This is a genomic window from Natrinema ejinorense (genome assembly GCF_002494345.1).
Taxonomy (GTDB): Archaea; Halobacteriota; Halobacteria; order Halobacteriales; family Natrialbaceae; genus Natrinema; species Natrinema longum.
Genome location: NZ_NXNI01000001.1, coordinates 2,840,669 through 2,866,883, shown reverse-complemented (window position 1 = coordinate 2,866,883; position 26,215 = coordinate 2,840,669). Strand labels below are relative to the sequence as shown.

The window sequence follows — 26,215 nt, the reverse complement described above, 5'->3', positions numbered from 1 at the left end:
TTACACACTGATCGCAACGCTGTCGTGCGATCAGGTGTGCAATGACTTTCAGTTGCTACTATAGCAGAGAACAGCCATTAGTCGATATCGAGTACCATCGTACTGTTTTTCGGTCCATTTCTCGCTTAGATTTCTTGATCAGGCGTTCCGATACCATCTCTCAGTGTTTTCTGTGCTGATGTTCTTGATCTGGACGCGTTTCGGATTGCTTCTCGCTCTTGTTTTTGTTCGGTCAGTTGCTCTCCGAGGACGATCCTGGGGTGTCATCCCGACGAGAATCCACTCTTCGACTGCAGACGGATACGAGGTGTCGCTTACGACGAGCCACGGACGATATGCGGCATCGGATTTGTGCGGTGCTGGTCCCCACCAGACCGCTCCTTGCATATCGGTCATCTACTGGTCGTCACCGTCCGTCTCGACGCCGGGACCCCACTCGTCGGGGTCTTCCGGGCCGAGTCGATCGGTCGCCGCACGAGCTGTCGCCATCGCGGTGAACGTCGTCTCGAGGTCGACGGGCATACCCGACCTATGTAACGGAATGTAATGCAGCGGCGGTAGTGATGAGGTCGACGGTCTCGACGAGCAGTGGGTTCATACTCCTTCGAGTGCCACGCCAACTCGAGCGCACTGCCATGACCGACGACTCCATCTACCACGTCGACGGCGATCTCGTCCCCGCCAGCGAGGCGACCGTCAGCGTCGACGATCGCGGCTTCCGCTACGGCGACGCGGCCTTCGAAACGATGCGCGCCTACGGCGGCACGATCTTCGCGTGGGACGCCCACCTCGAGCGCCTCGAGCGGACCTGCGAGGCCCTCTCGCTCGCACACGGCCTCGACGCGAGCGACCTCCGGACGCGGATCGACGAGACGCTGGCGGCGAACGACCTCGCGGACGCCTCCGTCCGGCTGTCGATCACCCGCGGCGTCCAGCCGGGCAAATTGACGCCCCAGCCCGAGGTCGATCCGACGGTCGTCGTCTACGCGACCCCGCTCCCGCGGGGCGGCCTCGAGGGCGAGTCCGTCTGGGACGAACCGGCGACGGTCGAGACGGTCGAAACCCGACGCGTCCCCGACGAAGCGCTTCCGGCCGCGGCGAAGACCCACAACTACCTGAACGGCATCCTCGCGCGTGCGGAACTCGAGGGCGATGCCGACGAGGCGCTCATGTGTGATCTCGAGGGGGCGATTACGGAGGGTGCGACGAGCAACCTGTTCTTCGCCCGTGACGGCGAGTTGTACACGCCGACAGCGGACGGTCCCATGCTGCCGGGGATCACGCGACGGATCGTCCTCGCGCTCGCTTGCGAGGCCGACGTTCCGGTTCAGGAGGGCCGATACGAGCTAGCCGACGTTCTCGCGGCCGATGAGGCGTTTCTCACCAACCGTACGTGGGAACTGCGGCCGATCGCAACGATCGACGGCCACGAGATCGGCGGCGGCCCGATCACGGCGCGGCTATCCCGGCTGTACGACGAGCGCGTCGAACACGCGTGTTATCGGTAGATTCTTTTCCCCGTCTCGGCGTCGACATCCCTCGAGTCGGGTGCCTCTCCGCCCGTGCGTGACTCCCGCCCGGGCTATCCCTCAGCTATCGATACGCCTCGAACTCCTCGCCGAACACCAGGAAGTAGGCGGTCCCGACGAGCCCGACGCCGGTCGCGACACTGAACGCGACGACCGGATCGCCGGCGAACAGTTCGACACCGGTAAGCGGGTTCGAAACGCCGTCCCAGAGCAATCCGCCCAGCGCGGCGCTCGGGATCACGATCAGGTTCCGCAGGAGGTAGTACGCACCCGTCACCCGGCCGCCGGCCCCCTGCTCGGCGGGGCCGACGATCAACGCCTTATGTGCCGGTAGGCCGGCAAAGCGCAGCCCGGAGAAGGCAAAGAGGCCCGCGAGAACGGCCGCGTCGGCGGGCGCGTTGATCAACAGGATCGGGAACACCGCGTAGACGACGAAGCCGAGGGCCACGACCGGTTTGAGTCCGATCCGTTCGGCGGCCTTGGCGACCGGAATCATCGTCAGCAGGGCGACGACCATCTCGATCCCCAGCAACACCCCGAAGTACGACTGCGGCGAGAGGGATACGGTTCCGACCGCGGGAACGGAAACCGAGAGTCCGACCTCGAGAACGCGCGTGACGACGAGCACGAAAAAGACGTAGACCATGCCGTTGGCGAAGCGAACGAGCGTATCGCCGATCAGCAGGGGTCGGAGTTCGCTCGGCATCGCACGGAGGTCGGCGAGCAGCTGGGAGACGCCCTCGAACTCCTTGCCGATGTCGTCTTCGTCGGGTCGGTAGAGGACGTGCTGGACGACCGTTCCGAGAGCGCCGAACGCGACGGCGACGAGCAGGATGAGCTGGAAGGCGGTGACGATCTCCCCGTCGCTCGAGCCGAACGGATAGAAGAGCGCGGCGGCGAACAGCGGGCCGACGAGAAAGGCGGTCCGGCGGAACGTCTCGGTGCTCGCGAAGCCGGCAGCCAGTTGCGAGGGCGGAACCGCCTGCTTGACGATCGCGAACGTCGCGCCGAGTCCGAAGGACTTCCAGGCCTGTGCGAGGAGCAAGCCGAGGAAGACCGCGACGATCGCCAGCGACGTCGGCCCGATCGTCACGTCCGCGAGCGCGGGGGCGGCCAGCCAGATGCCGAACCCGACCGTCGAGCACAGGCCGAACGCGGTCAGTGCGTCCCGCGAGCCGATCCGATCGGAAATCGCCCCGCCGGGATAGGGGTAGACGGCGCTGATGACGTTCCCGAACGACCCGAACAGGCCGACGACGGCTCCCGTCGCCCCGAGCGCGTACATGTACTCGGCCATGTACCGACTGGTCATCTGGAAGCCGAGGCTGAACGCGAACATCGCCGCCGAGAGGACGAGCACGTCGCGCTCGAGCGCGAAGAACTGTCGAAACGGATCCAGCAGGTCGGCTTCCTCGGCTGGCTCCCGCTCGAGACTCATACGTCTCACTGCTCATCGAACGCCCTTGAAATTTCGTTCGCGACGGGGGTCGATTGCCGGACCGCTCCGGACCGTGATCCGAGCGGCCGGCCGTCGCGGGATACGACAAAGGGAAGGGCTCATTAGCCAGTAGTGTGAGTTTCAGGACATGGCTTCGTGGAAGCGGGATTTCGCCAGCGGGCTCATCGTTCTGGTCCCGATCCTCATTACGCTCTATGCGGTCTACTGGCTCTACGGGATCGTCGCCGGGATCACACCCGGGTTGATCCTCGATCCGGACGCGCTCAGCTCGCTCATTCCGGGGACGAGCGATCAGGCCGTCCAAACCCGCGAGCAGGTCGCACAGTTCCTCCGCGTGCTCGTCGCGCTCACCGTCTTCGTCATTCTGACCTTCTCGGTCGGCTACCTCATGCGGACGACCGTCGGCGGGCTCGTCGAACGGCTCGTCGACAACGTCGCCAACCGCGTTCCCGTGGTTCGCGTCGTCTACAACGCTTCGAAGATGGCCGCCGAGACGGCCTTCGGCGAACAGGAATCGCTGCAGAAACCGGTCAAAATCGAGACCTGGCAGGGGCTTCGAATGACGGCGTTCAAGACGGGCAAGGTGACCGACGACGGCCGCGAGGTGCTCTTCTTGCCGACTTCCCCGAATATCACGACCGGCTACGTCATCGAAGTCGAGTCCGACCGGATCACCGAACTCGACGAGGACGTCGAGGACGCGCTGACTCGCGTGCTGAGCGCCGGCTTCGGTGACGCCAACCGCCGCGGTATGGACGCGGGCGTCTCGATCGATGTCATCGACGGGTCCAGAACCGACGGCGGCGAGGGGACCGACCAGCAACCCTCCGTCGACGACGACTAACCAACGAAATTTTGCGCTGTCGTTCGAGAGAGCGAAGCTCTCTCGTGACTGAGCGAATCGAAGCTAAGCGGGAGCGAAGCTCCCGCGAGGTCAGCGGGATGGATCTCCCGCCAGAATTCGCGAGGTCGTCGGCGCTTCGCGCCGACTGCTCGAGGGAGCAACGCTCCCGCTCAGTTTCGATCGAAAGCACTCCTCCCTCCGTTTCGAGCGCTTCGCGCTCTCCACATCAGTCGTCGGCCCGCTCGCTCACTTCGTTCGCTCGCGGCAGTATTCGGCAAACCGCCTGCCCTCCCCCGGGTCGTCCGCCTCTCGCGATACTCGAGGCGCGTTCCCGGGCACGGTAATCTGTCGTCGAGAGAAACGGACAGCAAGACAGTCGATTAGCCTTCTATGCGCCCGTTTCGAGCGCGATCGGTGTCGTTTGCTTCGGGAAGCCGCCCTCAGACCTCGACGAACTCGAACCACTCGTCGTACTCCGCGGGGGCCTGCTCGACGATGTCGAAGAACCGCTGCTGGATTTCCTCGGTGACGGGGCCGCGGGAGCCGTCGCCGATGACGACGTTGTCGACTTTCCGGATCGGTGTGACTTCGGCCGCGGAGCCGGTAAAGAACAGTTCGTCGGCCGTATTGAGTTCGCCACGCGAGATGGAGACGTCGTCGTGGACCGTATAGCCCAGCTCCTCGGCGATCTCGATCACGGAGTCGCGAGTGATACCGTCGAGGATCGACTCCGAGAGGCCGGGCGTGAAAATCTCGTCGTCGCGCACGAGGAAGACGTTCTCGCCGGGGCCTTCGGCGACGTTGCCCTCCTTGTTGAGGACGATCGCTTCCGCGTAGCCGTTTCGCCGCGCCTCCTCGCCCGCGAGCATGCTGTTGACGTAGAGGCCGGTGGTCTTGGCGTTGGTCGGAATCTGGCTCGAGGCGTGTTTCCGCCACGAGGAGATCATCACGTCGATGCCGTTTTCCAGCGCGTCCTCGCCGAGGTAGGCACCCCACGGCCAGACGGCGATGGCGGTGCGGGTCGGACAGTCCTTTGGGCTGACGCCCAGCGAGTTGTAGCCGTAGTAGGCGATCGGTCGGACGTAACAGGAGGGGAGTTCCTGGCGCTGGATGAGCTCCTTCGTCGCCTCGGTGAGCTCCGCCTTCGTGAAGTCGATCTCCATCTCGTAGGGTTTCGCGGACTGGTAGAGCCGATCGAGGTGTTCCTCCCAGCGGAACAGCGCCGGCCCGTTTTCGGTGTCGTAACAGCGCGCGCCCTCGAAGACGCCCGACCCGTAGTGGAGCCCGTGCGTGAGCACGTGGATCTCCGCGTCGTCCCAGTCGACGAATTCGCCGTCCATCCAGATCGTGTCGACGTCCATCTCGTCGAATCCCATGATCGACAGTGTTGCAAGCCACTGTACTAAGTGTTCGCGGTTCTCCTCGAGGCGGGGCTATCAGCGGGCGACTCCGTGTCGGTGGGTCGGGCCTGGAACTGGGTAGGTCCGCGTCGAGTCGGGTCGAAGCGGTTATCGGCAGCGCTCGAGGACCTCGCTGCCCTCGAGGTAGGCGAAGCCGTGTCGGTCGGCGTAGGCGCGAGCGTCGGCGGGGGTAAGCGCCTCGCGGGTTTCGTCGTCGAGCATCTCGCAGACGACGACGGCGGGCGAGCGGCCCGCGGCGTCGGCCAATGCGAGTCCGAGTTCGGTGTGGCCCTCGCGCTGGGCGAGCAGGTCGGGCGCGCCCTTGAGCAGGTGGACGTGGCCGGGGACCCGGAACTCGGTGGCGAAGTCGGTTTCGTCGGGCGTCGCGGCGGCAGCACCGAGCGCCCGAATGGTCGTCGAACGGTCGTCGTCGGTGATTCCGGTGTAGGTGTCTCGATGGTTGACCGTCAGGGAGAACGACGACCGCTCGTCGTAGCCGAGTTCGTGGTCGTCCGTCGCGGGGTGGTCGACGGCCTCCGAGTAGAAGGGGAGGTCGAACGCCTCCGCGACCTCGTGGCCGAGCGCGACACAGACCAGTCCGCCGGCGTCGTTGCGCAGTCGGGCGACGGCCTCGGGCGTCACGGCATCGGCGTGGTAGATCAGGTCCGTCTCGCCCTCGCGGTCGGCCGCGTCGTGGACGAGGATCGGTTCGCCGGCCCGGAGCGACTCGAGGGCGCGCTCGAACGCGCTCGTCGAACCCGTGGTTCTCGAGGGCGAACCCGCACCGGTGCCGTCCGCGTTCGACTGTGGACCGGCGTGGTGGCCAGTCATTCCCGATCACCCACCGAGACGGTGACGTGATCGCCGTCCTCGAGGGCGAGTTCCTCGCGGAGCTTTGCGGGGGCGATGACCTCGAGTTGGTCGTCGTCGTGGTGGGTGCGTTCGGGGGCGATGGTGTATGCGCCGTCGTAGACCTCGCCATCGGCCGTCTCGATCGTCGCGGGGTAACAGACGGCGGGGCCGTAGGTCCGCTCGTCCGATTCCCAGCCGTCGATGGGGACTGGCTCGAGCGAGGCCATGGCGCTGCGCCGGCGGACGCTATCGTCGCGGAGGTCGACGTTGAGCGTGCCGGGGAACGGCTCGTAGCCGAGTCGCTCCTCGAACTGGCGTTTGTAGCCCGACAGCGAGATGTAGTGGCGACCTTCGCCCATCCCGCTGGTGACGGTCCCCTCGAGTTCGACCTGCGAGTCCGTCTCGAAGATGCGGCGGTAGTCCTCGTATTCGGCGTGGAGCGTGTGCTCTCCATCGTCGGTGATCGCGACCCACTGGCCGTCGCTGACCGTATCGCGCTCGAGCAGGTCGGCGCTCTCGAGGCGCTGGAGCCGTCGCGAGGCGGTCTGGTTCGATGCGTCGAGGCGTTCTGCGAGGTGAGAACAGGAAATCTTCACGTCTCCCTCGAGGCCGCCCTCGAGTGCGAGGAGTTTGAGCACGGCGAGTTCGTCGTGCCCGACGGCGGACTCGGCTAACACTGACATACACCTACGTATCCCCTACGCCGATAAAAGCATACCGAATGTGGCACGCATCACGAAACTGTGATGGGATTCACGAGCGTTTATCGTGTACTCGACTCTCTCGAGGCGGGTGGAAAAAGCCACCGGTTAGCGGGAACAACAGCTCGTACCACCCGTCCACCGTCGGAACGAGTTCCGTCGCCCCTTCGCTCACGTGTTCGCGGCGATGGGCTCGGGGGAGGGGCACCCAGTCCTTGCACAATGCAAGCCGGTCGGCTTTGCAGCGGACCGTTGAGCGTTGAGGCGTACTTGCATGAAGCGCCTCCTCGAGGCTCTGTTCGGACTGGTTGCACTCACGGGCCTTCCGTATCTGCTCTACCTCGGCGTGTACGTCCTGCGACGGCCCTCGGGCACCCCCGCCCGGACGTGGCCCCAGGAGCCGTCGGTGAGTATCGTCCTGCCGACGTACAACGAGGCGGCGATCGTCGAGTCGAAACTCGAGGAACTGGTCGAACTCGACTATCCGATGGATCGGGTCGAGATCGTCGTCGTCGACTCGAGCGACGACGGGACGGCCGACCTGGTCGAGACGTTCTTCGCCGGCCGGCCGGAGCCGGAGCTGACACTCATCCGGACGGCAGAACGCGAGGGGCTCGCGCCCGCGCTGAACGAGGCCTACGCGGCCGCCGAAAACGACATCGTCGTCAAGACCGACTGTGATTCCCGGATCGAACCCGACGCCGTCCGGAGAGCGGCCGCGAACCTCGCCGATCCCGACGTCGCGGCCGTCACCGGGCGCAACGCCGAGGTCCTCGGCGACAGCGAGGTCGAGCGGGGGTACCGCGACGTCCAGACGATCATTCAGATCCTCGAGTCACACATCGACTCGACGCTGATCTTTCACGGGCCGTTCTCGGCGTTCGAGCGCGACGCGATCGTCCCGATCGACGAGGATTCGATCGCCGACGACACCGAACTCGCCCTCAAAATCCGGCGCAACGGGGGGCGGGTCGTCTTCGATCCGGCGATCCGCTACCGGGAAGCGGCCCACTCCGCGTTCGGCAAGCGCCGGGCCCAGAAGGATCGGCGTGCGATGGGACTCCTGCGACTCCTGTGGCGACAGCGCGACGCGCTCGGCCGTCACGGTGCCTACGGACGCGTCGTCTTGCCGTTCAACTGGTGGTTCATGGTGATTTCGCCGTGGCTCGTCGCCACCGGAATCGGCGTCGCGACGGTGGGCTCGCTGGCCGTCCTGGGGCCGTTCGGGCTGGCGACTCCGGCTGCCCTCCTCGCGTTCACGGCACTCGGTTCTCGGGACGCGCTCGGCCCGCTCCAGCCGCTGTACTCGCTGTTCGACAGTCAGATCTCGCTGTTTCGGGCGAGCGTTTCGCTGCTCCGCGCTCGCGCCGACGGGGACGACGACGCCCACGACGGCACCTGGTCGCCCGACCGGGAACTCAGGGAGGTGTTACAGTGACCGACGTGGCGATCCTCCACGACCGGTTCCCCGGCATCGGCGGCGGCGAAGAGTTCGCACTCGAGGCCGCGCGGGTGCTCGACGCGCCGATCTACACCGCCTACGTCGCCGAGGGAACGGCCATCCCAGACGACGTCGCGGTGATCCCGTTCCAGCAGTCGAAATACACGTCGCTGCCGTGGCGGCCGCTCCTCGAGTGGAAAAACGAGGGGATGAACCCCCTCGAGACGCTGCACGTGGCACTCGATATGACCGACGCCCACGAGGCGCTCACCGAGTACGACGTGATCCTCGAGAGCGCGCCGCTGTCGAAGTCCTACGTCCCCGCGGTCGACCAGCGGATCGTCCACTATCCCCACAGCCCGCCGCGGTGGCTGTACGATCTCTATCGGGATCGGCTCTCGTCGTTCGCGTACCCGTTCCTCGAGACCGGACTCAAGGCGTACGCGAAGGCGTGGCGGGCGCTGGACAAGGAGGCCAACGACTACGTCGACCGCTTCGTCGCGAACAGCGAACTGGTTCGCGATCGGATTCGGCGGTTCTACGGGCGCGACGCGACCGTCGTCTATCCGCCGGTGACCGGCGACTGGCGAACCGACGGCGACGACGGCTACTTCCTCACCTGGTCTCGGCTCGCTCCCGAGAAGCGGATCGACCTGATCGCGACGGCGTTTGCGGGGCTCGACGAGCGGCTCGTGATCGCCGGCGACGGCGAGCAACGCGAGCGACTCGAGGCGATCGCGGCGACCCACGACAACATCGAGGTGCGGGGCTACGTCGCGGACATCGAGTCCCTCGTCGCGCGGGCCACCGCGGTCGTCTACGCGCCCAAACAGGAGGATTTCGGCCTCGTCGGCGCGGAAACGATGATGGCAGGCAAACCCCTCCTCGGTGTCGACGAGGGGTTCACGCGGTATCAGGTACAGGAGGGACGGACGGGCCTGCGCTTCGAGCCGACCGTCGAATCGATTCGCGAGACGGTTCGGCGGTTCGACCCCGCCGACTTCGATTCGAACGCGATCAGGGCCGAAGCGAGGCGCTACGAGTACGACCGCTTCGCGGAGGGGCTCCGTGCGGTCGTCGAGCAGACGGCGGCCCTCGGCGAACCGACGCGGCGCGCCACCGACGCCGACGAACCCGACCTCGAGGGGGTGACCGATCGGTGAGGGCGGCGTCGGATCGGTCCCCGTTGCGACCGATCGAGCATCCGGAGCCGACCGTCTCGGTCGTGGTGCCGACCATCCCCGCGAACGATCACGACGCGGTCGTCGACTGCCTCCGCGAGCAGACCGCGGCCGCCTACGAGGTGCTCGTCGTCGACGACGCGACGCTGGACATCTGTGAGGCGCGCAACACGGGGATTCTCGGCGCTCGAGGCGACGTCGTCGCGCTGACCGACGACGACTGCCGGCCACCTCGGGATTGGCTCGCACACGTCGAAGCGGCGTTCGACCGCGACCCGGACCTCGTCTGTCTGGAGGGGGCCGTCCACGGCGGCCGGACCTACGACGGGGAGCGGCGATACGTCGGCTGCAACCTCGCGTTCGACCGCGAGGCCGCGATCGCCGTCGGCGGCTTCCGGCCGGCGTTCGCCGGGTGGCGCGACGATACCGAGTTCGGCTGGCGGATGGAGCGCGACGCGGACGGTCGCTGCGCGTATCGCGACGACGTCCGGATGCACCATCCGGAGCCGCCACGAGCGACGCTCGACGAGGCACTCGAGGCGCGCTTGCGCCGGGAGTATCCCGACCGCTACGAGGCAGTACTCGTTCCCGACACGCTTCGGGGACGGGTCAACGACTGGCTGTGGCGAAAGGGGGTCTGGAACCTCGTCGACAGGGTCCGGTACGACCTGCCAAACGCCGTTGGACTCGACAGATGAGACGGACGAACGGATCGAATCCATGACGAATATCGCACTGATCGTTCTCGACACGCTCCGCTACGACGCGTTCGAGGACCACTTCGACTGGGTGCCCGGGCGGCGCTTCGAGCACGCCTGGAGCACGAGCCACTGGACGGTGCCGGCCCACGCGTCGCTGTTTACGGGACGGTACGCGAGCGAGGTCGGCATCTACGCCGGCGCACAGACGTTCGATACCGCCGATCCCCTCCTCGCCGAGCGACTGCGATCGGCCGGATACACGACGCGAGCGTTCAGCGCGAACCCCAACATCTCCCCGGTGTTCGACGCCGACCGCGGCTTCGACCGGTTCGAGAAGAGCCATCGCCTCCAGCACCACGGCGATGAGCTGTTCGACTGGGACGACTTCATCGCGCAGACGCGCGACCGCGGTCCCGAGCGATACGCGCTCGCGCTCGGCAAGGTCCTGTTCGGTGACGACCGGACGCTCCCGTCCCTGAAACACGGTGCGAAGTTGAAGCTGCGCGACACCCGATTCGGCCACCACCTCGACGCCGTCGACGACGGTGCGAGGGCCGCCCTCGAGTTGGTTCGCGAGACGACGTTCGGCGACGACGAGTTCCTCTTCGTGAATCTGATGGAGGCCCACTCGCCGTACGATCCGCCTCCGGAGTGGAAGACCGTCGACGTCGACATCGACGGCCTGGCCGCCTCGCTGGGCGAACCCACGGACGACCCGGCGGATCTCGAACGGGCGTACGACGACTGCGTCCGATACCTCTCCGACGTCTACGAGCGACTGTTCGCCCACCTGCGCGCGTCGTTCGATCTGGTCGTGACGGTCAGCGACCACGGCGAACTCCTGGGCGAACACGGCGGCTGGGAACACCTCTCGGGTCTCTATCCCGAACTCGCTCGCGTGCCGCTGTCGGTCTTCGACGCGCGCGAGGGGGCCGTCGAGGACGTCACGTACGACGAGACGCCGGTGACGCTCCTCGACGTCCACGAGACGGTCCTCGCAGCCGCCGGTCTCGAGTCCGATCCCGCGGCGAGGGGACGAGACCTTACCGCCCTCTCGGACTCCGACTCGGCGGGGCGACCAGACGGCGACGAGGGTGGCCCCGACGGTGCGTTCCGCGAGGGCGAGACGCTCGTCGAGTACCACGGCCTCCCCGAACGGCACCTCGACGCCCTGCGGCGCAAGGGGTTCGACGACCTCGAGTACCGCACCCGGTGGCTCGAGGGGGTCGCGCTGGGCGAGTACTTCGGCTACGAGACGTTCGGCGGATTTGAGGAGTGGGGCGAATCGCCCTACGAGGACCCCCGCGCTCGCCTCAGGGAACTCGTCGACTCGATCGACCGTCGCACCGACGTCGAGGAGGACCTCGAACTCGACGAATCGGTACGCCAACAGCTCGAGGATCTGGGATACGCATGATCGCACCGAGTTCACTCACGATGGATCGCTCCTGCTCGCGGACGCAATCGTGGCGACCCGCGGTGACGGGTTCGGCGACGCTTCGGGAGGTGGGCGACTGATGGGCGTCGGCCGCTTCGTTCGAAAGATGCCCGAACGCGGCGTTCGCCGGTCGCTCGAGGTCGTCTTCGAGTGGGTGGGCCGACGGGTGTGGATGGGCGAGTTCGCCGACGAGACGGTCTTCGAGCGCGAGTGGGACGTCCTCGTCCTGCTGGACGCCTGTCGGGTCGACCTGCTGGCCGAGGTCGCACCCGAGTACGACTGGCTGCCCTCGCCCGAAGCCGTCGACGCGGCCGCGATCGACTCGGTCGCGGGGTCGTCCAAAGAGTGGATGCGCCGGACGTTCACACCGGCAGACAGGGAGGGACTCGAGAACACGGCCTACGTGACCGGGAACCCGTTCTCGGCGGCGGCCCTCGGCGACGATCATCCGCTCGGACTGCTCGACGAAGTGTGGCGCTACGCCTGGGACGACGACCTCGGCTCGATCCGGCCGGAACCGATCACCGACCGAGCGATCGCCGTCTGTCGGGAGGGTGACTACGACCGCGTCATCGTCCACTACATGCAACCCCACGTTCCGTTTCTCGACCGTCCGGATCTCCACGCGGGCTATCGACCGGAGTACTGGGGCTCCCCCGACTCGGTCGTCGATCCTGCCGAGACCGGACTGGACGTGTGGGGGCGCGTTCGACGCGGGGAACTGGCTCGAGACGTGGTCTGGGAGGCCTACGCCGACAACCTTCGAACGGGGCTGGGCTCGGTGGCGACGCTCCGCCGGAACGTCGACGGGACGCTGGCGCTGAGTGCTGATCACGGCAACGCGATGGGCGAACTCGGCATCTGGGGCCATCCCGACACTCCCGTCTCGAGTATCCGTCGGGTCCCCTGGGTCGAACTCGAGGCCCGCGACGAGGGCACGACAGTCCCGACGCTCGACCCCGAATCGGCAGCCGACGAACGCACGGTCGATGCGGACGTTCAGGATCGCCTGGCGTCGCTCGGATACACGGAGTAACCACGATGCATACGACACTAGAACCGAAGACGATCGGCGGAACGAATCGGGCGGAGGTGCGGTCGTCGTGAGCGACCCCGCAGTCGCCCTCGGCGTGAAGGTCTTCAGTCGGACCGAGAAGCTCGAGACCCTCCTGGAATCCGTTCCCGGGGACCACTACGAGACCGTCTACGTCGCCGACGACGGGCGGACCGAGGAGCGCAGTCACCTCTACGAACGGGCGTGGCCGTTCGCCCTCGAGGTGATCGACCTGCCCTACGACGCGGGGCTCGGCGTCGGCCGCAACGCGATCGTCGACGCCCTCTCCGAGGAGTACCTGACGATCGTCGACAGCGACCACGAGGTGCCGCCGAACGCGGACGTCCTCGTTCGCCAACTCGAGGCCCGTCCCGAGTTCGGCGGCATCAGCGGACTGTTGCTCGAACACGGGACGATACAGGGCCTGTGTCACGATCTGTCGGAGGACGGCGACGTGCTCGTCCGGGAGACGGGCTCGAAAACGGCGGCGATAGTGGCGGGCTACCCCCTCGTCGCGTTCGACTTCGTCCCGAACGTCGCGACGTTCCGCCGGGCGTGTCTCGAGGAGCAAGGCTGGGACGAACGGTACGTGATCGGCCGCGAGCACCTCGACTTCTTCGTCGCCCACCGGGCGACCGACTGGCGCTTTGGCACCTGCCCAGCGGTGCTCTTTCCCCACCGTCCCGGCGGCGGCGGCGAGTACGACTCGAATCGACTCGATCCCGCCAAACTCCTCGCGAGCAAGTCCTATTTCCGCGAGAAGTGGGGCTACGATCAGGTCGTCGCCCGCGAGTTCTGGCTCGGGAACCAGTCCGTCGACAAACCCCTCGCCGTCCTCGACGGCTCGGTCCCGATCCCCACGTGGCTCGGTGCGAAACTGATGGACGTTCGCGACGCACGGCTGCGATTCGAGGCCGCGACTGCGGGCGTGAGTGACCGACTCCCGGTGGTGAGTCCGCGATGAGCGGTGAGTCAGCGACGACGAGCACGGACGCCCGTGTGGACTCGACCGAACCGGCACGGACGACGCTGTTAGTCACGGTCGATTCCCTGCGCGCCGACCACTTCGACGAGATGGAGCGAACGAAGGCCTATCTGGAAACGCAGCATCCGCGGGCGTTCGCGACGTCGACGGCGACCCTCGGAAGCTTTCCCGCGATCGTCGGCGGCGAGTACGCGACCGGCGACGGCCTCGGGGAGGCGACGAGCGTGGCTACCGCGTTCGACTGTCGGCGGATCGGGATCACGACGAATCACCTCCTCTCGGCGGCGTACGGCTACGCCGACGCGTTCGACTCGTTTACCTCGCCGAAAGGCGGCGGGGAGACGCTCAAGGAGAAAGGGGCGGTCTTGCTCGAGCGGGGCACGCTCGCCTACGAGATCGCCAGCTGGGGCTGGAACCGGTATCAGGCGCTTCGGAGCCGCGTTACCGACCTCGAGAAGTCGTTTCGCCCGGCCGAGGACGTGATCGAGCAGTTCCTCGCCGAACGCGAGGGACGCGAGGAGTGGTTCGGCTGGCTGCACTTCATGGAACCGCACCATCCGTACGATCCGGAGGACGCGAGCGTGAGCCGGGCGGAAGCCCAGCGGGTGAGCCGGCGCGTGCTCGCGGGCCGTGGCTCGGTGGCCGACGAGACCCTCGTTCGCGACCTCTACCGCCAGGAGGTCGTCGAACTCGACCGGAAACTGGCGCGACTCTGGGACGCCATCCCCGACGAGACGCGGGTCGTCTTCTGTGCGGACCACGGCGAGCTACTCGGCGAAGACGGCCTGTGGGGCCATCCCGGCGAGATGCGGCCGGAACTGCTCACCGTGCCGTTCGGAACGCGAAACGCGCCCGATCTCGGCGAGGTCGTCTCGCTGATCGACGTGCCGACGATCCTCACCGGACGCGAGCACGGCGTCGGGACCCTCGAGCGCGAGGTCGCCTTCGCGGCCTACGGCGAGCGGACGGCGGCGATGAACGCCGAGCACGTCGCGACGGACGACCACACCGTCCGGCTCTCGGACGGCGAACCGGCGACCGACCCCGCCCTCGAGAAGCAACTCGAGCGGTTCGACCCCGACTACGTGGTCACGGAGGACGCGCTGCGGGAAGACCTGGAGGACCTCGGATACGCATGACTGACGCTTGCAGACGACCGACGGATGACGCCGGACGGAGAGGGCGACGGATGACGCCGGACGGAGGGGGCGACGGATGACGGTGATCGTCCTGGCACTGGACGCGCTCGATGCGGGGCTCGTCGAGCACTTCGACCTCGAGGACGTCCGGCTCGAGTCCAGCGGCGAGCTCGAGACCTTTGCGCGGACGCAGGACCTCCCGTACACGCCGGAGGTGTGGGCGACGGTCGCGACCGGCCTTCCGCCGGCGGACCACGGCGTGACGGGCGGTGGCACGAGCGAGTGGGACAATCCGGTCCTCGAGGGGCTCTCGCGCGTCTCGGGGCGGCTGGACGAGTCGACCCGCGGGACGCTCGGAAAGGTCGTTCGCTCCCGAACGGGCGAACGCGAGCGGATCGGACGCACCGACGCCGAATCGATGTTCGACGCCGATCGGGCGGTCGTCCACAACTGGCCGGGCGTCGACGACGGTCGGCCGCTCCAGCGCGCGTGGGACCTGATGAACGCCGTCGCCCAGGGGATGCCCCGCAGCGAGTTCGAGCGCGAACTGTTCGGGCAGTGCGCCCAGCAGTTCGCTTGGGCCCGCGAGATGCTGCGCCACCCCGTCTCGATCGCCGGCGTCCACGTCCATGCATTGGACGCGGCCGGCCACGCCTACGCCGACGACGAGGACGCGCTCCGGCGGGCCTACGCCCGCGTCGGCGGGTTCGTCCGGGAGCTCGCCGACGCGCTCGAGGAGGGCGACGACCTCCTCGTCTGCAGCGACCACGGGATGCGCGCGGCGTTTTACCCGCCCGACGCCGGCGAGAATCCGGCGACCCACTCCTGGCGGGCGTACGCGAGTTCGACGACGGCCTCGGTGCCGGCGTCGGTGTTCGACGTTCGCGAGTGGGTCGAGTCCCGCGCACGTCGGACTCGAGTCGGCGGTTCCGGGCCAGCGGCCGGTGACGAGGCCATCGACCTCCCGACCGATCACCTCCGCGAACTCGGCTATCTCGACTGATCGCTGCCATCCGGCGGGCGCGACGACGACCGCGGCGCGACTGCCGACTCGACCGTCGTCACTCGAGGTATCCCAGGTCCCGAAGCTGTTCCTCCGTCGTGTCCATCACCGCCGGCCCGGAGTCGTCTCGCGTGCCGTCGCTGTCGTCGGCGTGTGCGTCGACCCACTCGCGAACGTCGAACACGTGCTCGGGTGGGTCGTCGTCGAGCGTCGTCGACGCGAGCGCCCGCCAACTGTGGAAGCCGGGCTCGGCATCTCCCTCGAGCCAGGCGACTTGCATGCCGTGGTCCGACAGGATCAACAGGTCGTCGACGTGCTCGCGAACCGATCCCAGCAGGCGATCGACCCGTTCGTACACCATCCGGAGGCGGTCGGGATGCGTCGCGAACGCGTGGCCGGCGGCGTCGAGGACGTGCATGTGTACCCCGGCGACGGCCACGTCGGCCCCACCCATGCCCTGTAGCCAGCCGACTTCGAGGCCCGCGTTCCCGTACAGTCGTCGCCAGAGCTCGTCGTCGGTGATCTCGCCGTTCGAGGCGAGATTGAGCCAGTGCCAGGTCTCGCTCAGGTGTTCGCCGGGCGTGACGCCGGGCCACCACCGCACGGCGCGGGCGTCTTGCTGGAAGAGGTGCGAGTGTGCCGTCTGCCGCAGCGTCATGTCGACGCCGCCGTCCCCGTCGCTGCCGTCGCCGCCGGCATCGCCGCGGAGCCACGTCCCGAGCGTGATGCGCGCTTCCTTGGGGAGGACGTAGGGAGCGAGCGTGCTCGCGTACTCGAGTATCGGATTCTCCCACTGCTGTTGTTCGCCGGTCGATGCGAGGCCGTGTTCCGTCGGCCCGACGCCCGTCGCGACCGACGTCCAGACCTCGAGCGTGTTCGGGTATCGCCCGGAGTGAGCGAACGTCTCGAGGTCGCAGTGGCGCTCGAGCAGGAGGTTCTCACACTCCCAGTCACGGGCGAGGGCGTAGTCAGCGGCGTCGAGGGCGACGATCCCCAGCGTCGTCATATCCTCCCCCACCACGAACAGGGTATTCAACGCCGGGGCTGTGTTTCACAGGCCGGTCGTCGCGCCCGCTGTCGCGGACGGATCGAGCACCGGCGGCCGGGACCGGCGGCGGTTCGGTGGCTGAGACGGGACGGTTCGGTGGGCGGGACGGGAACGGTCCGATGGCCGGGGCAGGCAGTACACTGATATGGCCGGCTGATGCAGTGTCTCCCTACGGAACTCGTTCGCTGATGGTGACGATTCTCCGACCGTCCGGTTCACGTCGATCGGCGACGACCGCTCGACGTCGACCGGCAGGGCCATCCAGACGCCACGCCTCGCTCGAGACGAATGACTGACGCGACGTCGGTCAGTCTCGGCGGGGAGACGGTGAAGGCGACGGCCGCGAAGTTCACGATGGCCGTGATCGGGTTCGCCGGCACCGTCGTCTTCGCGCGGGTGCTCGGCCCGAGCGGCTTCGGCGGCTACTACTTGCTCTTCTCGCTCGTGAAACTCGGCGACCGTGCGGTCAACGGGTGGGGAACGGCGATCATGAAACGGTTCTCGGAGGTCGAGGCCCCGAAGCGGGAACTGATCGGCGGCCAACTGGTGTTCACGGCGGCATGGCTGGTGCTCATGAGTGCGGTCGCCGCGGTTGCGTCGCGGTGGCTCGTTTCCTACACGGGGCTCACGGAAGCGCCGGTGCTGTTCGTCGTTTTGATGGGTGCCGTCACGCTCTACGAGCCGACCGATCGGGTCGTCCAGGCGCGGGGACTCGTCGGTGCCTCGATGTGGACCGACACGTTCCGGTCGCTGCTGACGTTCCCCATCCAGCTCGCGCTCGTCCTCCTCGGGCTCGGCGCTGCCGGTATGGCGTACGGGCTCGCCGCGGCGACGTTCCTCTCCTTGCCCGCGCTCTGGTACTTCGTGCGGACGAAACCGACGGTCCCGACCCGCGAAACGCTCGCGAGTCTCTGGTCCTACGCCAAGTACAGCATCCCGAACTCGTTTCTCGGGCAGACCTACGACCGATTCGATATCCTCCTTCTTGGCTACCTCCTCGCGCCCGCGGCGGCCGGACAGTACGAAGTCGCGCTGAAGCTCACCGTCCCGGCGACGTTCGTGATGATGGCCGCCCAGAGCGTGCTGATGGCCCGCGTGAGCCGACTCCACAGCCAGGGCAAAGACGTCAGCGACGACGTGTCGAACACGCTCGCGTTCTCGAGCGTTGTCGCGGTCCCGATGTTTTTCGGTGCGGTCTCCATGCCCGAGCAACTCGTCGTGACGGCGTTTGGACCCGAGTACGCCGATGCCGCCGCGTTGCTGGTCGGGCTCGCGCTGTTCCAAATCGTGAGTACGCAGAGTGGCCCCCTCACGAGCGCGATCGGCGGGATCGATCGGCCCGAGAGCAACACGCGCATCTCGGTCGCGACGCTCGCAGTGAACGTCGTCCTCGGCGTCGCGCTGACGCTCGCCTACGGGGCGATCGGCGTCGTCGTCGCGACGGTCGTCGCCGAGACGCTCCGGTACGTCCTCTCCGCGTTCGTGGTCAAACGGGTGCTCCCGAACGTCGTCCTGTTCCCCCGGACGCTCCTCGAGCAGGTCGGCGCGGCGTTGTTGATGTTCGCCGTGGTCGTCCCGCTCGTGCGAACCGTCCCCATCGACCAGTGGTACCAGCTGCTCGCCATCGTCTCCGTCGGCGCGACCGTCTACTCGGCGGCCCTGCTCGCGATCAGCCAGAAACTCCGCGTGACGATCGAAGGCGTCGTTCGGAGTTCGCGCCTCGAGCTGTAAGGGGCGTCTCCGCCCTCCGACGCCGCCGGGTCGCGACCGGTGTGGCGCGGTCACGACGTTCGTCTGAGAATCAGGTGCAGCGAGCGATCCTCGTCGATCCCGCGGAGATCGTCGAACGAGTCCCACGGAAGCTGGACTTCGTACCACATCGGGCCAACCAGATCCGTCACGGCGACGATTTCGAGGTCGGCGTCTGCAAGCGTTCGAAGCATCCGGTCGATCGTCTCGTCGTCCAACCGGGAGCGGTGGAGTTCGAAAAAGACGACCAGCGGCTGCTCGGACTCGAGGACGCCCTGCATCCCCTCGAATACTTGGGCTTCGTACCCCTCGACGTCCATCCGGACGACGTTGATCGCATCCGGCGGAAGCTCCCGCTCCTCGAGGACGGTCGAAACCGCCTTCTGTGGAACGTCTATCTGCTGTTCGATTCGATGGGCCCGGTTGAAGGAGTCCTCGTCGACGTGTGATTTGTTACTCAACGGCAAGAGATTGAACGTGATCGTGTCGTCGCTGTTCCCGATCGCCACGCGGTCGACGTCGATCCGATCGCCGTATCCGTTGCGCTCGATCGACCTCGAGAGGAGGTCGACGTTCCTCGGGTCGGGTTCGAACGCCAGTATCCGAGCGTCGGGACCGAGAACCTGGGCCTCGAGCAGCGCGTAGTAGCCGATGTTCGCGCCGATTTCCAGTACCGTCACGGGCGAGTCGACCTGCCCTGCGAGCCGTTCGAGTTCCGCTCGAAAGACGCTCGCCGACAGTTCTTCGCGGCCGCCGTACATGAGCAATTCCCGCGAGATCCCGGCCATCGACGGGTCGAGGACCATCTCGCTGCCGTTGATTTCCCGGACCACGGTCCCGTCGTCGCTTCGCCAGGCGAGATAGTTCGTGTACGCGTTCCAGTCGAGGGTCCCGGCCGTGAGGCCGCCGAGTAGCGGACCGATCTCCCGACGCCGGATCCAGCGGTTGACCTTGCGCCGATTGGCCTCGAACCACGGCTGGACCACGGTCGGATCGGTGAGCGCTTGCGTCGCCTTCGCGATGATGTCCGCCATAATGGGGGCGTCAATGGCCGCTCTTGTGAAGCTATTTTCAACGGCGTGGTTAGTAACACAGTTCTAGCGGTTCGCTCCGCCGCGGTCGCTCCGTTCACCGTTCGGCCCGTCTCGACGCCGTCCGGCCGAGATCGCTCTCTCGAGTCACTCGATCGCAATCGAACTCGGGGACCGGATTCATACTGTCGGACAGAAGTCAATACGAAATCGATCGCGAATTCGTGGCCGTCCCCACCAGCGACGGCCACAGCGGAGCGACCGATCTTCACGTCGTTCTGTCCACCAGTATCAGTCGCCGGTGACCGGGTCGCGTTCCCAGAACTCGCTTCCCTTCTGCAGTTTCGGGACCCACGTGTCTTTCGTCTTCGAGAGGAGGGCGACGCGGGAGGCCGGGACGCCCATCACTTCTTCGAAGCCGGGCATGTGTTCCCGAACGTCCTCGGCGAATTCGACGACCTCGTCGTGGTCGGGCATCGCGGATCGGTCGAGTCGGCCCCGCGAGTGACCGACGTGCATGTACGCCTTCAACTCGATGAAGTCGGGATCGGCCTGCTGGTAAAACCCGGCGTACCAGTCGGGATTGTGCATGTTCTCGCCTTTGACGAGTGTCGTCCGGAGCACGGTTCGGGTGTCGTCTTTCTCGGCGAGGACGTGCATCGTCTCGAGGAGGTTCTCCCAGGCGTCGTCCTCCATCGCGCCGACGACCTGATCGAACGTGTGGCGCTCGGGAGCGTCGACGCTGACGTAGAGTTGGGTCGGGTCACACTCGCGGAGCACCTCGGGGCGGGTGCCGTTCGAGACGAGGAAGGTGGTGATGTCCCGATCGTGGAAGGCCTCGATGAGTTCGGGCAGATAGGGATAGAGGGTTGGCTCGCCGTCCAGCGAGATGGCGACGTGACGTGGCTCCATCGCCTGCTCGAACACCTCGCGAGGGACCTCCTCGTTGCCGCCAAAGCCCGAGAGCAGCTTCTTCTGGAGGTCGATCGAGGCGTCGACCACCGCTTCCGGATCGTCCCACTCGACGTCGTCCATCTCGTAGGAGTGGCCCTGGTGGTCGCGCCAGCAGAAGACACAGCGCTCGTTACACCGCACGACGGGGGTCATCTGGATACAGCGGTGGGATTCGATCCCATAAAAGATGTTCTTGTAACACTTCCCCTCGCCGCGCATGGCGTTGGCCGTCCAGCCACAGGTCTGGGCGGCCGTGTGGTTCTCGCTGTGGTAGTCCGGACTCGAGACCTGTGCCGCTTCGCTACCGTCGCCGTCGGCAGCGTCGGTAGTGGTATCGGGGCCGGCCCCGTCGCGCCCGGGATTCGCGGAGTCGCTCATGTTGCCAGTCGTTGCATCGGCGAAGGCAAAAGGCGTGTGGTCGGTGGCTCCCGATCGGCGGTCGCGCCCGGATTACTCCTCGCCGCGGCGCTCCCTCGAGGACTCGTCGTCGGGGCCGTCCGGAAGCGCGTGTGGATCGGCGGGCTCGTCGCCGTGTCTGGCATCGTCCCGCTCGAACAGGTACAGTGCCGGGCCCGCGATGACGATCACGAGTAGGCCGGGAATCGGCACGTCCGGGGGGCCCAGGTACACGGCGAGCCCGCTCCCGCAGGTGACGACCACGAGGCCGGCCCACAGTCCCGGTCGCGAGAGCTCGAGCCGGGTCGCGTCCCGGTAGACGGCGACTCCACAGCCGAGGACGATCGCGAACCCCACGACGGCGACGGCGGCCGCCTGCAGCGTGCCCATACTCGAGTCGTACCGCCGGCTGTAAGTCAGTGTGGCGATTCGCCGGGTCGCTCGCCGCGTTTGCGACGTGCCCAGTTACGTCCGGTTCCCCGTCTCCGGGAAGACGGGAACGGCGTCTGCAGCCCCGCTCGGACGCGAGATCGCGCTCCGAGAGCGGTGGACGGAGACCGGAACGCTCGAAGCCTCTCGTCGCCGTTCCGCGCCCGCTTCCGTACGAAAGCCGCGTGTTCTTCCGCGCGCCGGCCCGACCGTCACGTATGATCGGTGCCTACACGGTCGGCAAGAAAGCGGTCACTTTCGGCTACAAACGATACGGGATTCCGGGCGCGGTCGCCTCGGGCGGCGCAGCGCTGGCGGGGTATCTGATCGTCCGACGCGCCCTGAAATCGTCGACGAGCGACGGAGCCGTCGATTCGGCGATCAACGCCGATGGGATTCAGTCCGCGGTCGAGGAGACGGGACTGAGCGCGGTCACCGAGAAAGAAACCCTCGATCGGGTCATCGACGAGGAGCAAATCGGCACCGGGTTCGACATGGACGACGTTCAGTCGTCGGCCGAGGACGAAACCGACGAGTTCGCCGACAGCACGGGCGGGGACGACTCGAGCACGGGGAGTAGCTAACGAGAGCGATTCCGTCGTCGATCGGAGCGACCGATCTCAGGGCTCGTAGTGCTGGCGGTGAACGACCCGTTCCTCGTCCCCGTCGATCGCGGTCACGACGATCTGGTCGCCGTCCGGATTCAGCTCGACGGTTCCGGTCGCGCCCGCCCAGGTCGACGAGACCGCGCCGTTTTCGTCGTTGTAGAATTCGATCTCCGTGCCGGCGATCGTCGACTCGATGCGAACGGTGTCGGCGTCGACGCCCGGCGAGTCAGTGAGGTGGACCCGTGCCCACTCCGTCTCTTCGCCGAGATTGTCCTGGTCGAACTCCCAGTCGATCTTCGCGACGACGTCGTTCCCCTCGTCTTCGATGGGGTCTTCGAACGCCGCCGTCGGATCCGCCGGCGTCTCGTCTTCGGTACCGACGAAGAAGACCGTCCACTCCTCGTCTTCCGTGACGAACACCCACACGTCGAGGTCTTCGGCCTCGAGGTCGTCGGACGCAACCTCGACGATCGCGATCTCTTCCGAGCCGATCGCCTCGGCGAGCCCGTCGTCTTCGAACCAGAACTCGACGAACTCCAGGTCGGAGACGTCCTCGACGGCGGCGTTCTCGGCCACGCGTTCGATCTCGTAGCCGTCGACGTCCTCGTAGGCGTCGCCCTGGAACTCCCAGCCAGCGTCTTCCCAGTCGCCGGGATGAAGCGGACTCGAGCCGTGGCTGAGCGTCGCGATCGTCTCGGTGTCTTCGGCGGCGGCCGCATCGAGATAGTCGTCGATGAGCGGCCGCAGTTCGTCCTCGAGAGTTGCCGATTCGTCGCCGTCCGCGTCGTCACCGTCGGCGTTCGTCGAGTCGCCGTCGCTACTCGAGCCATCACTGGTCGAGCCGTCGCCGTCGGCCGCGTCGTCGTCGGCAGTGAGCGTGTCGCCCAGGCATCCGGCAGTGGTCAGTACTGTCGTGACCGCACCGCCCTGGAGGACGCGCCGCCGGCTCACGGCGGTGGTCGTCGTCGATGACTCGCTATCGCGCTGTCGGGGGGACCAATTTCGGAGTTCGAACATTGCAGTTGTCCCGAGCAGTCACGGATACGTAAACCCGGATCCGAATTTCGCGGCCGCGAACCGCCGATCAGCGGCCTCGAAACGGCAGTTCACGACACTCGAGCCGACCTGTTCCTCGACGGGGCAGGTCCCCGCTGTGGAGGGCGCTCCGGACCGAAAGGGATCGTGGACTGCCGGGATAGCCGCGAGACTGGTGGGGGCCGGCCCTCCTGCCGGACGGAACGGGTCGGATAGCGATCGCGCTCGAGACGCGGTCGGACGTTCACGGGCGTTCGTCCGACGAGTCGTTTAGACGCGCACGTTCAGGGGAGCATCGTTTCCTCACGATTCAGTCACCGTGGCTGTGGTGGTCGGTGAGACCGCGTCTCCGTCGTCGGACGGTACCAAGACGACACGTCAACCCACCGTCTTTCGTTCCGTCTCGATGTGATCGACGTACGAACTCACGACCGTTTCGATGATCCGTTCGCCGGCTTCGGCGGTTGCCTCGTTTGGATCTCCGAGCACGCCGTTCTCGGTGATGGTTTTGAACCCCTCGCTGAGTAGGCGAGCGGTCGCAATCGACCCTTCGTGACCGCGCTCGAGGTTCTCCGTTCTGACCAGCCCCTCCTCGAGTGCTAACACTATCGCCGTTTCGGCCGCCCCGGCGTGAATCACGTCTTGGTCGTATTCGATGCCTGCATCACTGAGCCCCTCATTCAGCAGCTGCATGTGTTCGTCGAGGTCGGCAAGCGGAATCACACTGGCGTCGATCTCACGTGCGATATCCGGTGTGACGGTCTTGACTGGGCCGAAGTTTCCGCCGTGAGTCGGCACCAACACGATGTGCTCGAAGCCGTGTTCGTCGAGTGAGCGGCAATACGAGCGAATCACGTCCATCAGTGTTTCGGGTGGGACTGTAATCGTGCCAGGGAACTCCATATGATGTCCGGAACAGCCAGGGCGGATCGTGGGCGCGGCGAGAGCGTCGCCGAGTTCGCTTGCAATCCGACGAGAGAGTTCGTCGCCGTCCAGCGTGTCCATATTCAGCGGCAGATGTGGCCCGTGCTGTTCAATCGAGCCGATAGCCACGATCGCCGTCCGGGTCCCGTTTTCGAGTGCCGATTCGACCTCCGGCCATACCATCTCCTCGAGGAGTAGTGACCGACGAGAAGACATGCGTTCGGTCTTATTTCAGCTGGAGTGAAAACCTTGTGGGAGAACGGTGCGTGAGGTGGGAGTACGGTAATCGAATACTGCTCGTGGTGGCGTCGTTGCACCCGACGACTGCCCTCTCGTGGGCGATCTATCGGTGTCCGCTCGTCTCGGTCAGATGTCGGTCTTGACGATGTCGCGTGCGAGCGGGTATTCCCACGGCGTGCCGAAGATCGCTTTGACCGTGGCGATAGCCGTAAAGAGGCCCGTGAGCAGCCACGCGAACCCTGCTGCCAGCAACAGCACCGTTCCGACGAGGCCGGCAACCGTCTCGAGCGGTGTGGGTAGCACCGACAACTCCATCGCCTCGCCGGCGACCGTCAGCTCGTCGGCACCGAGGACGAACGTCACGACGGCGACGACGCTGAGGACGAGGACCGAGAGGTGCCAGTTGAGCGCGTTTCGCGCGTTCACCCTCGTAAATTCGTTCGTCGAGACGACGTAGACGAAGCCGGCACCGATGATCCCGGTGAGAAAGGCCAGCGGATGAACGGCGATTCCGGCGATCGAACGGTCAGTGAGCAGTTCCGGTCCGTGACTCGGCGTCTGTGTGTTCGAGGACATTCGTATCGTGTCTCTATCGTAATCGTCGTTCGGTCATCTCGTCGGTTCAGTCGGCCGAGAGCGCGTCCAGCGGGCCGTCTCTGGAACGCACCCAGCGTACCAGCCGCTCGGTGAGCAACAACAGGAGGCTGATCCCGAACAGGTCGACGGCCGTATCCCAGAGGACGATGTCGCTCTGCGTGCCGATGTCCGCGCCGACGACGGTCAGTACGCCGCCGAACGCGAACGCCACGAGCGTCAACTGGAACCCGGCGAGCACCAGCGTCCGGATACCGGCCGTATCCCGCATCGTGAGAAAGTCCCGCGTGGAGAGCCGATCCAGCGGGGAGTCGGTCACGAGCGCCCGTTTCCCCTCCGGCGACAGGGGCCAGTCCGACTCCGGATAATCGATGTAGTACAGCGTCACCGACTCCGGATACGTCTCGGTGGCGACGACGTCGATCTCCTGTAATTCGTTGAGGCGGTTCCGAACGGTCGCCTTGCTGATGTCCGGCTTGACGCGCGCTTGTAGCTGTCGAATGGAGAAGAACGGGCGCTCGGACTCGAACATCGTCTCGACGACGTGCCGTTGGGTCAACGTGTTGTCGAGGTTCCTGTCGATCCGGTCGTCGATCCAGTTCGGAAGGGCGGACACGGTAGTTCGGACTGTCTCCAGGAGGGACATAAAAGTAGGAGCGCATTTCGCGGCCGCGAATCGGCTATTCGCGGCCCCGAAACCGCGTCACGTCGTGGCGCGAACCCGATCGAGGACGGCGAGGGTCCCGTCGGCGTGGCGCTCCTCGAGTACCTCGTCTGCGGCCGCTTTCGCCGCCTCGTCGGCGTTTCCGACGGCGAACCCGCGACCGACGGTCTCGAACGTCGAGACGTCGTTGATCGAGTCGCCGACGGCGACGCAGTCCGCGAGGTCGACCCCGACGTGATCGGCGATCCGCGCGATCCCCTCGCCTTTGTTCGGGTCGGCGTCCTTGACGTGGTAGGCATAGCCCGTGTCGATCACTTCGAGCCCGTACTCGGCGGCGATCTCGCGCAGCGGTTCGATCGGCTGCTCGAGATTGACGGCGATTTCGGTCTCGCGCCAGCGGTTGACCGTCTCTTCCGTGCCCCAGCCGAGGTCGTAGCCGGCGGCCCGGTACTCCTCGACGACCGCTCGGGCGGCCTCCCGATCGGCGGTGAAGAAGACGTCGTCGCCGGTGTAGACGACGCCGCCGTTTTCGGCGACGACGAGTTCGGGGATCCCAACGAAGTGACAGAGGGCGACGGGATAGGGGAAGGCTTTCCCGGTGGCGATCACGACTGGCGCGTCCCACTCTCGGAGGGGGTCGAAGACGCGGGGATCGATTCCCCACCCTTCGGGACGGGTCAGGGTGCCGTCGATGTCGAGGACGAGCGGCGGATCGGCTCTCATGGCCGGTACTCGAGGGCTGAGTGCCCTAAAAGAGTCGGTTGTGTCGAGAAGAGTATCGACGTGGCGGCCGTCCCGTCGCATCGGGTGCGGCCA

26 protein-coding genes are annotated in these 26,215 nt (G+C 66.4%); 12 read left to right on the top strand and 14 right to left on the bottom strand.

All coding sequences use genetic code 11. The annotated features are described in order from the left end of the window. Positions 1-396 precede the first annotated feature (396 nt). Positions 397-522, bottom strand: a complete 126-nt coding sequence (locus tag CP557_RS23305; RefSeq protein ID WP_281255563.1) for a hypothetical protein — start codon at positions 520-522, stop codon at positions 397-399. A gap of 113 nt (positions 523-635) precedes the next feature. Between CP557_RS23305 and CP557_RS14240 the strand changes: the two genes are divergently transcribed. After that, entirely contained in the window at positions 636-1,508 is an 873-nt protein-coding gene (locus tag CP557_RS14240; protein ID WP_097380519.1) for an aminotransferase class IV, read from the top strand. Positions 1,509-1,593: 85 nt separating this feature from the next. Here the strand turns inward: CP557_RS14240 and CP557_RS14235 are convergent, their stop codons facing one another. After that, a complete protein-coding gene (locus tag CP557_RS14235) occupies positions 1,594-2,967 on the bottom strand; it encodes an MFS transporter (protein ID WP_097380518.1) in 1,374 nt (457 codons plus the stop codon). A 148-nt stretch (positions 2,968-3,115) separates the two neighbouring features. Between CP557_RS14235 and CP557_RS14230 the strand changes: the two genes are divergently transcribed. Further along, positions 3,116-3,832: a DUF502 domain-containing protein gene (locus CP557_RS14230; protein ID WP_097380517.1), complete on the top strand. Its 717-nt coding sequence runs from the start codon at positions 3,116-3,118 to the stop codon at positions 3,830-3,832. A gap of 440 nt (positions 3,833-4,272) precedes the next feature. On the opposite strand, the gene CP557_RS14225 is transcribed toward CP557_RS14230, so the two are convergent. The 3 genes from CP557_RS14225 to CP557_RS14215 form a co-directional block, all read right to left on the bottom strand. Continuing rightward, positions 4,273-5,208, bottom strand: coding sequence for a branched-chain amino acid transaminase (locus CP557_RS14225; protein ID WP_097380516.1), 936 nt, complete (start codon positions 5,206-5,208; stop codon positions 4,273-4,275). Between the two features lie 132 nt (positions 5,209-5,340). After that, positions 5,341-6,063 (bottom strand): 3,4-dihydroxy-2-butanone-4-phosphate synthase, encoded by a 723-nt coding sequence (gene ribB / locus CP557_RS14220; protein WP_097380515.1) that lies wholly within the window; start codon positions 6,061-6,063, stop codon positions 5,341-5,343. Then, on the bottom strand, positions 6,060-6,767 hold the full coding sequence (locus tag CP557_RS14215; protein ID WP_097380514.1) for a DUF120 domain-containing protein: 708 nt from the start codon (positions 6,765-6,767) through the stop codon (positions 6,060-6,062). Before CP557_RS14215 ends, ribB begins: the two co-directional genes overlap by 4 nt. Before the next feature lie 292 nt (positions 6,768-7,059). Between CP557_RS14215 and CP557_RS14210 the strand changes: the two genes are divergently transcribed. The 8 genes from CP557_RS14210 to CP557_RS14175 all read left to right on the top strand — a co-directional run bounded on the left by CP557_RS14210 (position 7,060) and on the right by CP557_RS14175 (position 15,727). Next, a complete protein-coding gene (locus CP557_RS14210; RefSeq protein ID WP_097380513.1) occupies positions 7,060-8,223 on the top strand; it encodes a glycosyltransferase in 1,164 nt (387 codons plus the stop codon). Next, positions 8,220-9,389 (top strand): glycosyltransferase, encoded by a 1,170-nt coding sequence (locus CP557_RS14205; RefSeq protein WP_211290214.1) that lies wholly within the window; start codon positions 8,220-8,222, stop codon positions 9,387-9,389. The genes CP557_RS14210 and CP557_RS14205 overlap by 4 nt, the downstream gene beginning before the upstream one ends. Then, positions 9,386-10,105 carry a glycosyltransferase family 2 protein gene (locus CP557_RS14200; protein ID WP_211290213.1) on the top strand — a complete coding sequence of 240 codons (720 nt, stop codon included), beginning with the start codon at positions 9,386-9,388 and terminating at the stop codon, positions 10,103-10,105. The genes CP557_RS14205 and CP557_RS14200 overlap by 4 nt, the downstream gene beginning before the upstream one ends. A 22-nt stretch (positions 10,106-10,127) precedes the next feature. Then, a complete protein-coding gene (locus CP557_RS14195) occupies positions 10,128-11,525 on the top strand; it encodes a sulfatase-like hydrolase/transferase (RefSeq protein ID WP_097381651.1) in 1,398 nt (465 codons plus the stop codon). Positions 11,526-11,625: 100 nt separating this feature from the next. Beyond that, a complete protein-coding gene (locus CP557_RS14190; protein ID WP_143825075.1) occupies positions 11,626-12,582 on the top strand; it encodes a hypothetical protein in 957 nt (318 codons plus the stop codon). A gap of 67 nt (positions 12,583-12,649) precedes the next feature. Beyond that, positions 12,650-13,564 carry a glycosyltransferase family 2 protein gene (locus CP557_RS14185; protein ID WP_169924387.1) on the top strand — a complete coding sequence of 305 codons (915 nt, stop codon included), beginning with the start codon at positions 12,650-12,652 and terminating at the stop codon, positions 13,562-13,564. A 110-nt stretch (positions 13,565-13,674) separates the two neighbouring features. Next, complete coding sequence (locus tag CP557_RS14180) at positions 13,675-14,724, top strand: sulfatase-like hydrolase/transferase (protein WP_394340611.1); 1,050 nt, start codon at positions 13,675-13,677, stop codon at positions 14,722-14,724. Between the two features lie 76 nt (positions 14,725-14,800). Further along, positions 14,801-15,727 (top strand): alkaline phosphatase family protein, encoded by a 927-nt coding sequence (locus tag CP557_RS14175; protein WP_097380509.1) that lies wholly within the window; start codon positions 14,801-14,803, stop codon positions 15,725-15,727. Positions 15,728-15,785: 58 nt separating this feature from the next. Here CP557_RS14175 and CP557_RS14170 read toward each other — a convergent pair whose 3' ends face one another. Further along, on the bottom strand, positions 15,786-16,733 hold the full coding sequence (locus CP557_RS14170) for an alkaline phosphatase family protein (protein WP_097380508.1): 948 nt from the start codon (positions 16,731-16,733) through the stop codon (positions 15,786-15,788). Between the two features lie 330 nt (positions 16,734-17,063). Between CP557_RS14170 and CP557_RS14165 the strand changes: the two genes are divergently transcribed. Next, positions 17,064-18,506 (top strand): oligosaccharide flippase family protein, encoded by a 1,443-nt coding sequence (locus tag CP557_RS14165; protein WP_097380507.1) that lies wholly within the window; start codon positions 17,064-17,066, stop codon positions 18,504-18,506. Between the two features lie 50 nt (positions 18,507-18,556). Here CP557_RS14165 and CP557_RS14160 read toward each other — a convergent pair whose 3' ends face one another. The 3 genes from CP557_RS14160 to CP557_RS14150 form a co-directional block, all read right to left on the bottom strand. After that, entirely contained in the window at positions 18,557-19,558 is a 1,002-nt protein-coding gene (locus CP557_RS14160; protein ID WP_097380506.1) for an FkbM family methyltransferase, read from the bottom strand. A 288-nt stretch (positions 19,559-19,846) separates the two neighbouring features. Beyond that, a complete protein-coding gene (gene twy1 / locus CP557_RS14155) occupies positions 19,847-20,887 on the bottom strand; it encodes a 4-demethylwyosine synthase TYW1 (RefSeq protein ID WP_097380505.1) in 1,041 nt (346 codons plus the stop codon). A 72-nt stretch (positions 20,888-20,959) separates the two neighbouring features. Further along, positions 20,960-21,295, bottom strand: a complete 336-nt coding sequence (locus tag CP557_RS14150) for a hypothetical protein (protein ID WP_097380504.1) — start codon at positions 21,293-21,295, stop codon at positions 20,960-20,962. Positions 21,296-21,552: 257 nt separating this feature from the next. On the opposite strand from CP557_RS14150, the gene CP557_RS14140 reads away from it, so the two are divergent. Next, a complete protein-coding gene (locus tag CP557_RS14140; RefSeq protein ID WP_097380502.1) occupies positions 21,553-21,918 on the top strand; it encodes a hypothetical protein in 366 nt (121 codons plus the stop codon). 36 nt (positions 21,919-21,954) lie between these two features. Here the strand turns inward: CP557_RS14140 and CP557_RS14135 are convergent, their stop codons facing one another. From CP557_RS14135 to CP557_RS14115, 5 genes are all read right to left on the bottom strand, one after another. Continuing rightward, positions 21,955-22,893, bottom strand: a complete 939-nt coding sequence (locus CP557_RS14135; RefSeq protein ID WP_245853016.1) for a hypothetical protein — start codon at positions 22,891-22,893, stop codon at positions 21,955-21,957. Between the two features lie 462 nt (positions 22,894-23,355). After that, positions 23,356-24,117: a creatininase family protein gene (locus tag CP557_RS14130; RefSeq protein WP_097380500.1), complete on the bottom strand. Its 762-nt coding sequence runs from the start codon at positions 24,115-24,117 to the stop codon at positions 23,356-23,358. 150 nt (positions 24,118-24,267) lie between these two features. Further along, positions 24,268-24,717, bottom strand: coding sequence for a DUF4870 domain-containing protein (locus CP557_RS14125; protein WP_097380499.1), 450 nt, complete (start codon positions 24,715-24,717; stop codon positions 24,268-24,270). 46 nt (positions 24,718-24,763) lie between these two features. Continuing rightward, positions 24,764-25,351 (bottom strand): helix-turn-helix domain-containing protein, encoded by a 588-nt coding sequence (locus CP557_RS14120; protein WP_097381650.1) that lies wholly within the window; start codon positions 25,349-25,351, stop codon positions 24,764-24,766. Positions 25,352-25,438: 87 nt separating this feature from the next. Next, entirely contained in the window at positions 25,439-26,122 is a 684-nt protein-coding gene (locus CP557_RS14115) for an HAD-IIB family hydrolase (RefSeq protein ID WP_097380498.1), read from the bottom strand. Between the last annotated feature and the right edge of the window lie 93 nt (positions 26,123-26,215).

Excerpts from the sequence above, each read along its gene's own strand:
- CP557_RS23305 (WP_281255563.1), bottom strand. The coding sequence starts at position 522 with ATGCCCGTCGACCTCGAGACGACGTTCACCGCGATGGCGACAGCTCGT.
- CP557_RS14240 (WP_097380519.1), top strand. The coding sequence starts at position 636 with ATGACCGACGACTCCATCTACCACGTCGACGGCGATCTCGTCCCCGCC.
- CP557_RS14235 (WP_097380518.1), bottom strand. The coding sequence starts at position 2,967 with ATGAGTCTCGAGCGGGAGCCAGCCGAGGAAGCCGACCTGCTGGATCCG.
- CP557_RS14230 (WP_097380517.1), top strand. The coding sequence starts at position 3,116 with ATGGCTTCGTGGAAGCGGGATTTCGCCAGCGGGCTCATCGTTCTGGTC.
- CP557_RS14225 (WP_097380516.1), bottom strand. The coding sequence starts at position 5,208 with ATGGGATTCGACGAGATGGACGTCGACACGATCTGGATGGACGGCGAA.
- ribB (WP_097380515.1), bottom strand. The coding sequence starts at position 6,063 with ATGACTGGCCACCACGCCGGTCCACAGTCGAACGCGGACGGCACCGGT.
- CP557_RS14215 (WP_097380514.1), bottom strand. The coding sequence starts at position 6,767 with ATGTCAGTGTTAGCCGAGTCCGCCGTCGGGCACGACGAACTCGCCGTG.
- CP557_RS14210 (WP_097380513.1), top strand. The coding sequence starts at position 7,060 with ATGAAGCGCCTCCTCGAGGCTCTGTTCGGACTGGTTGCACTCACGGGC.
- CP557_RS14195 (WP_097381651.1), top strand. The coding sequence starts at position 10,128 with ATGACGAATATCGCACTGATCGTTCTCGACACGCTCCGCTACGACGCG.
- CP557_RS14190 (WP_143825075.1), top strand. The coding sequence starts at position 11,626 with ATGGGCGTCGGCCGCTTCGTTCGAAAGATGCCCGAACGCGGCGTTCGC.
- CP557_RS14180 (WP_394340611.1), top strand. The coding sequence starts at position 13,675 with ATGGAGCGAACGAAGGCCTATCTGGAAACGCAGCATCCGCGGGCGTTC.
- CP557_RS14175 (WP_097380509.1), top strand. The coding sequence starts at position 14,801 with ATGACGGTGATCGTCCTGGCACTGGACGCGCTCGATGCGGGGCTCGTC.
- CP557_RS14170 (WP_097380508.1), bottom strand. The coding sequence starts at position 16,733 with ATGACGACGCTGGGGATCGTCGCCCTCGACGCCGCTGACTACGCCCTC.
- CP557_RS14165 (WP_097380507.1), top strand. The coding sequence starts at position 17,064 with ATGACTGACGCGACGTCGGTCAGTCTCGGCGGGGAGACGGTGAAGGCG.
- CP557_RS14160 (WP_097380506.1), bottom strand. The coding sequence starts at position 19,558 with ATGGCGGACATCATCGCGAAGGCGACGCAAGCGCTCACCGATCCGACC.
- twy1 (WP_097380505.1), bottom strand. The coding sequence starts at position 20,887 with ATGAGCGACTCCGCGAATCCCGGGCGCGACGGGGCCGGCCCCGATACC.
- CP557_RS14150 (WP_097380504.1), bottom strand. The coding sequence starts at position 21,295 with ATGGGCACGCTGCAGGCGGCCGCCGTCGCCGTCGTGGGGTTCGCGATC.
- CP557_RS14140 (WP_097380502.1), top strand. The coding sequence starts at position 21,553 with ATGATCGGTGCCTACACGGTCGGCAAGAAAGCGGTCACTTTCGGCTAC.
- CP557_RS14130 (WP_097380500.1), bottom strand. The coding sequence starts at position 24,117 with ATGTCTTCTCGTCGGTCACTACTCCTCGAGGAGATGGTATGGCCGGAG.
- CP557_RS14125 (WP_097380499.1), bottom strand. The coding sequence starts at position 24,717 with ATGTCCTCGAACACACAGACGCCGAGTCACGGACCGGAACTGCTCACT.
- CP557_RS14115 (WP_097380498.1), bottom strand. The coding sequence starts at position 26,122 with ATGAGAGCCGATCCGCCGCTCGTCCTCGACATCGACGGCACCCTGACC.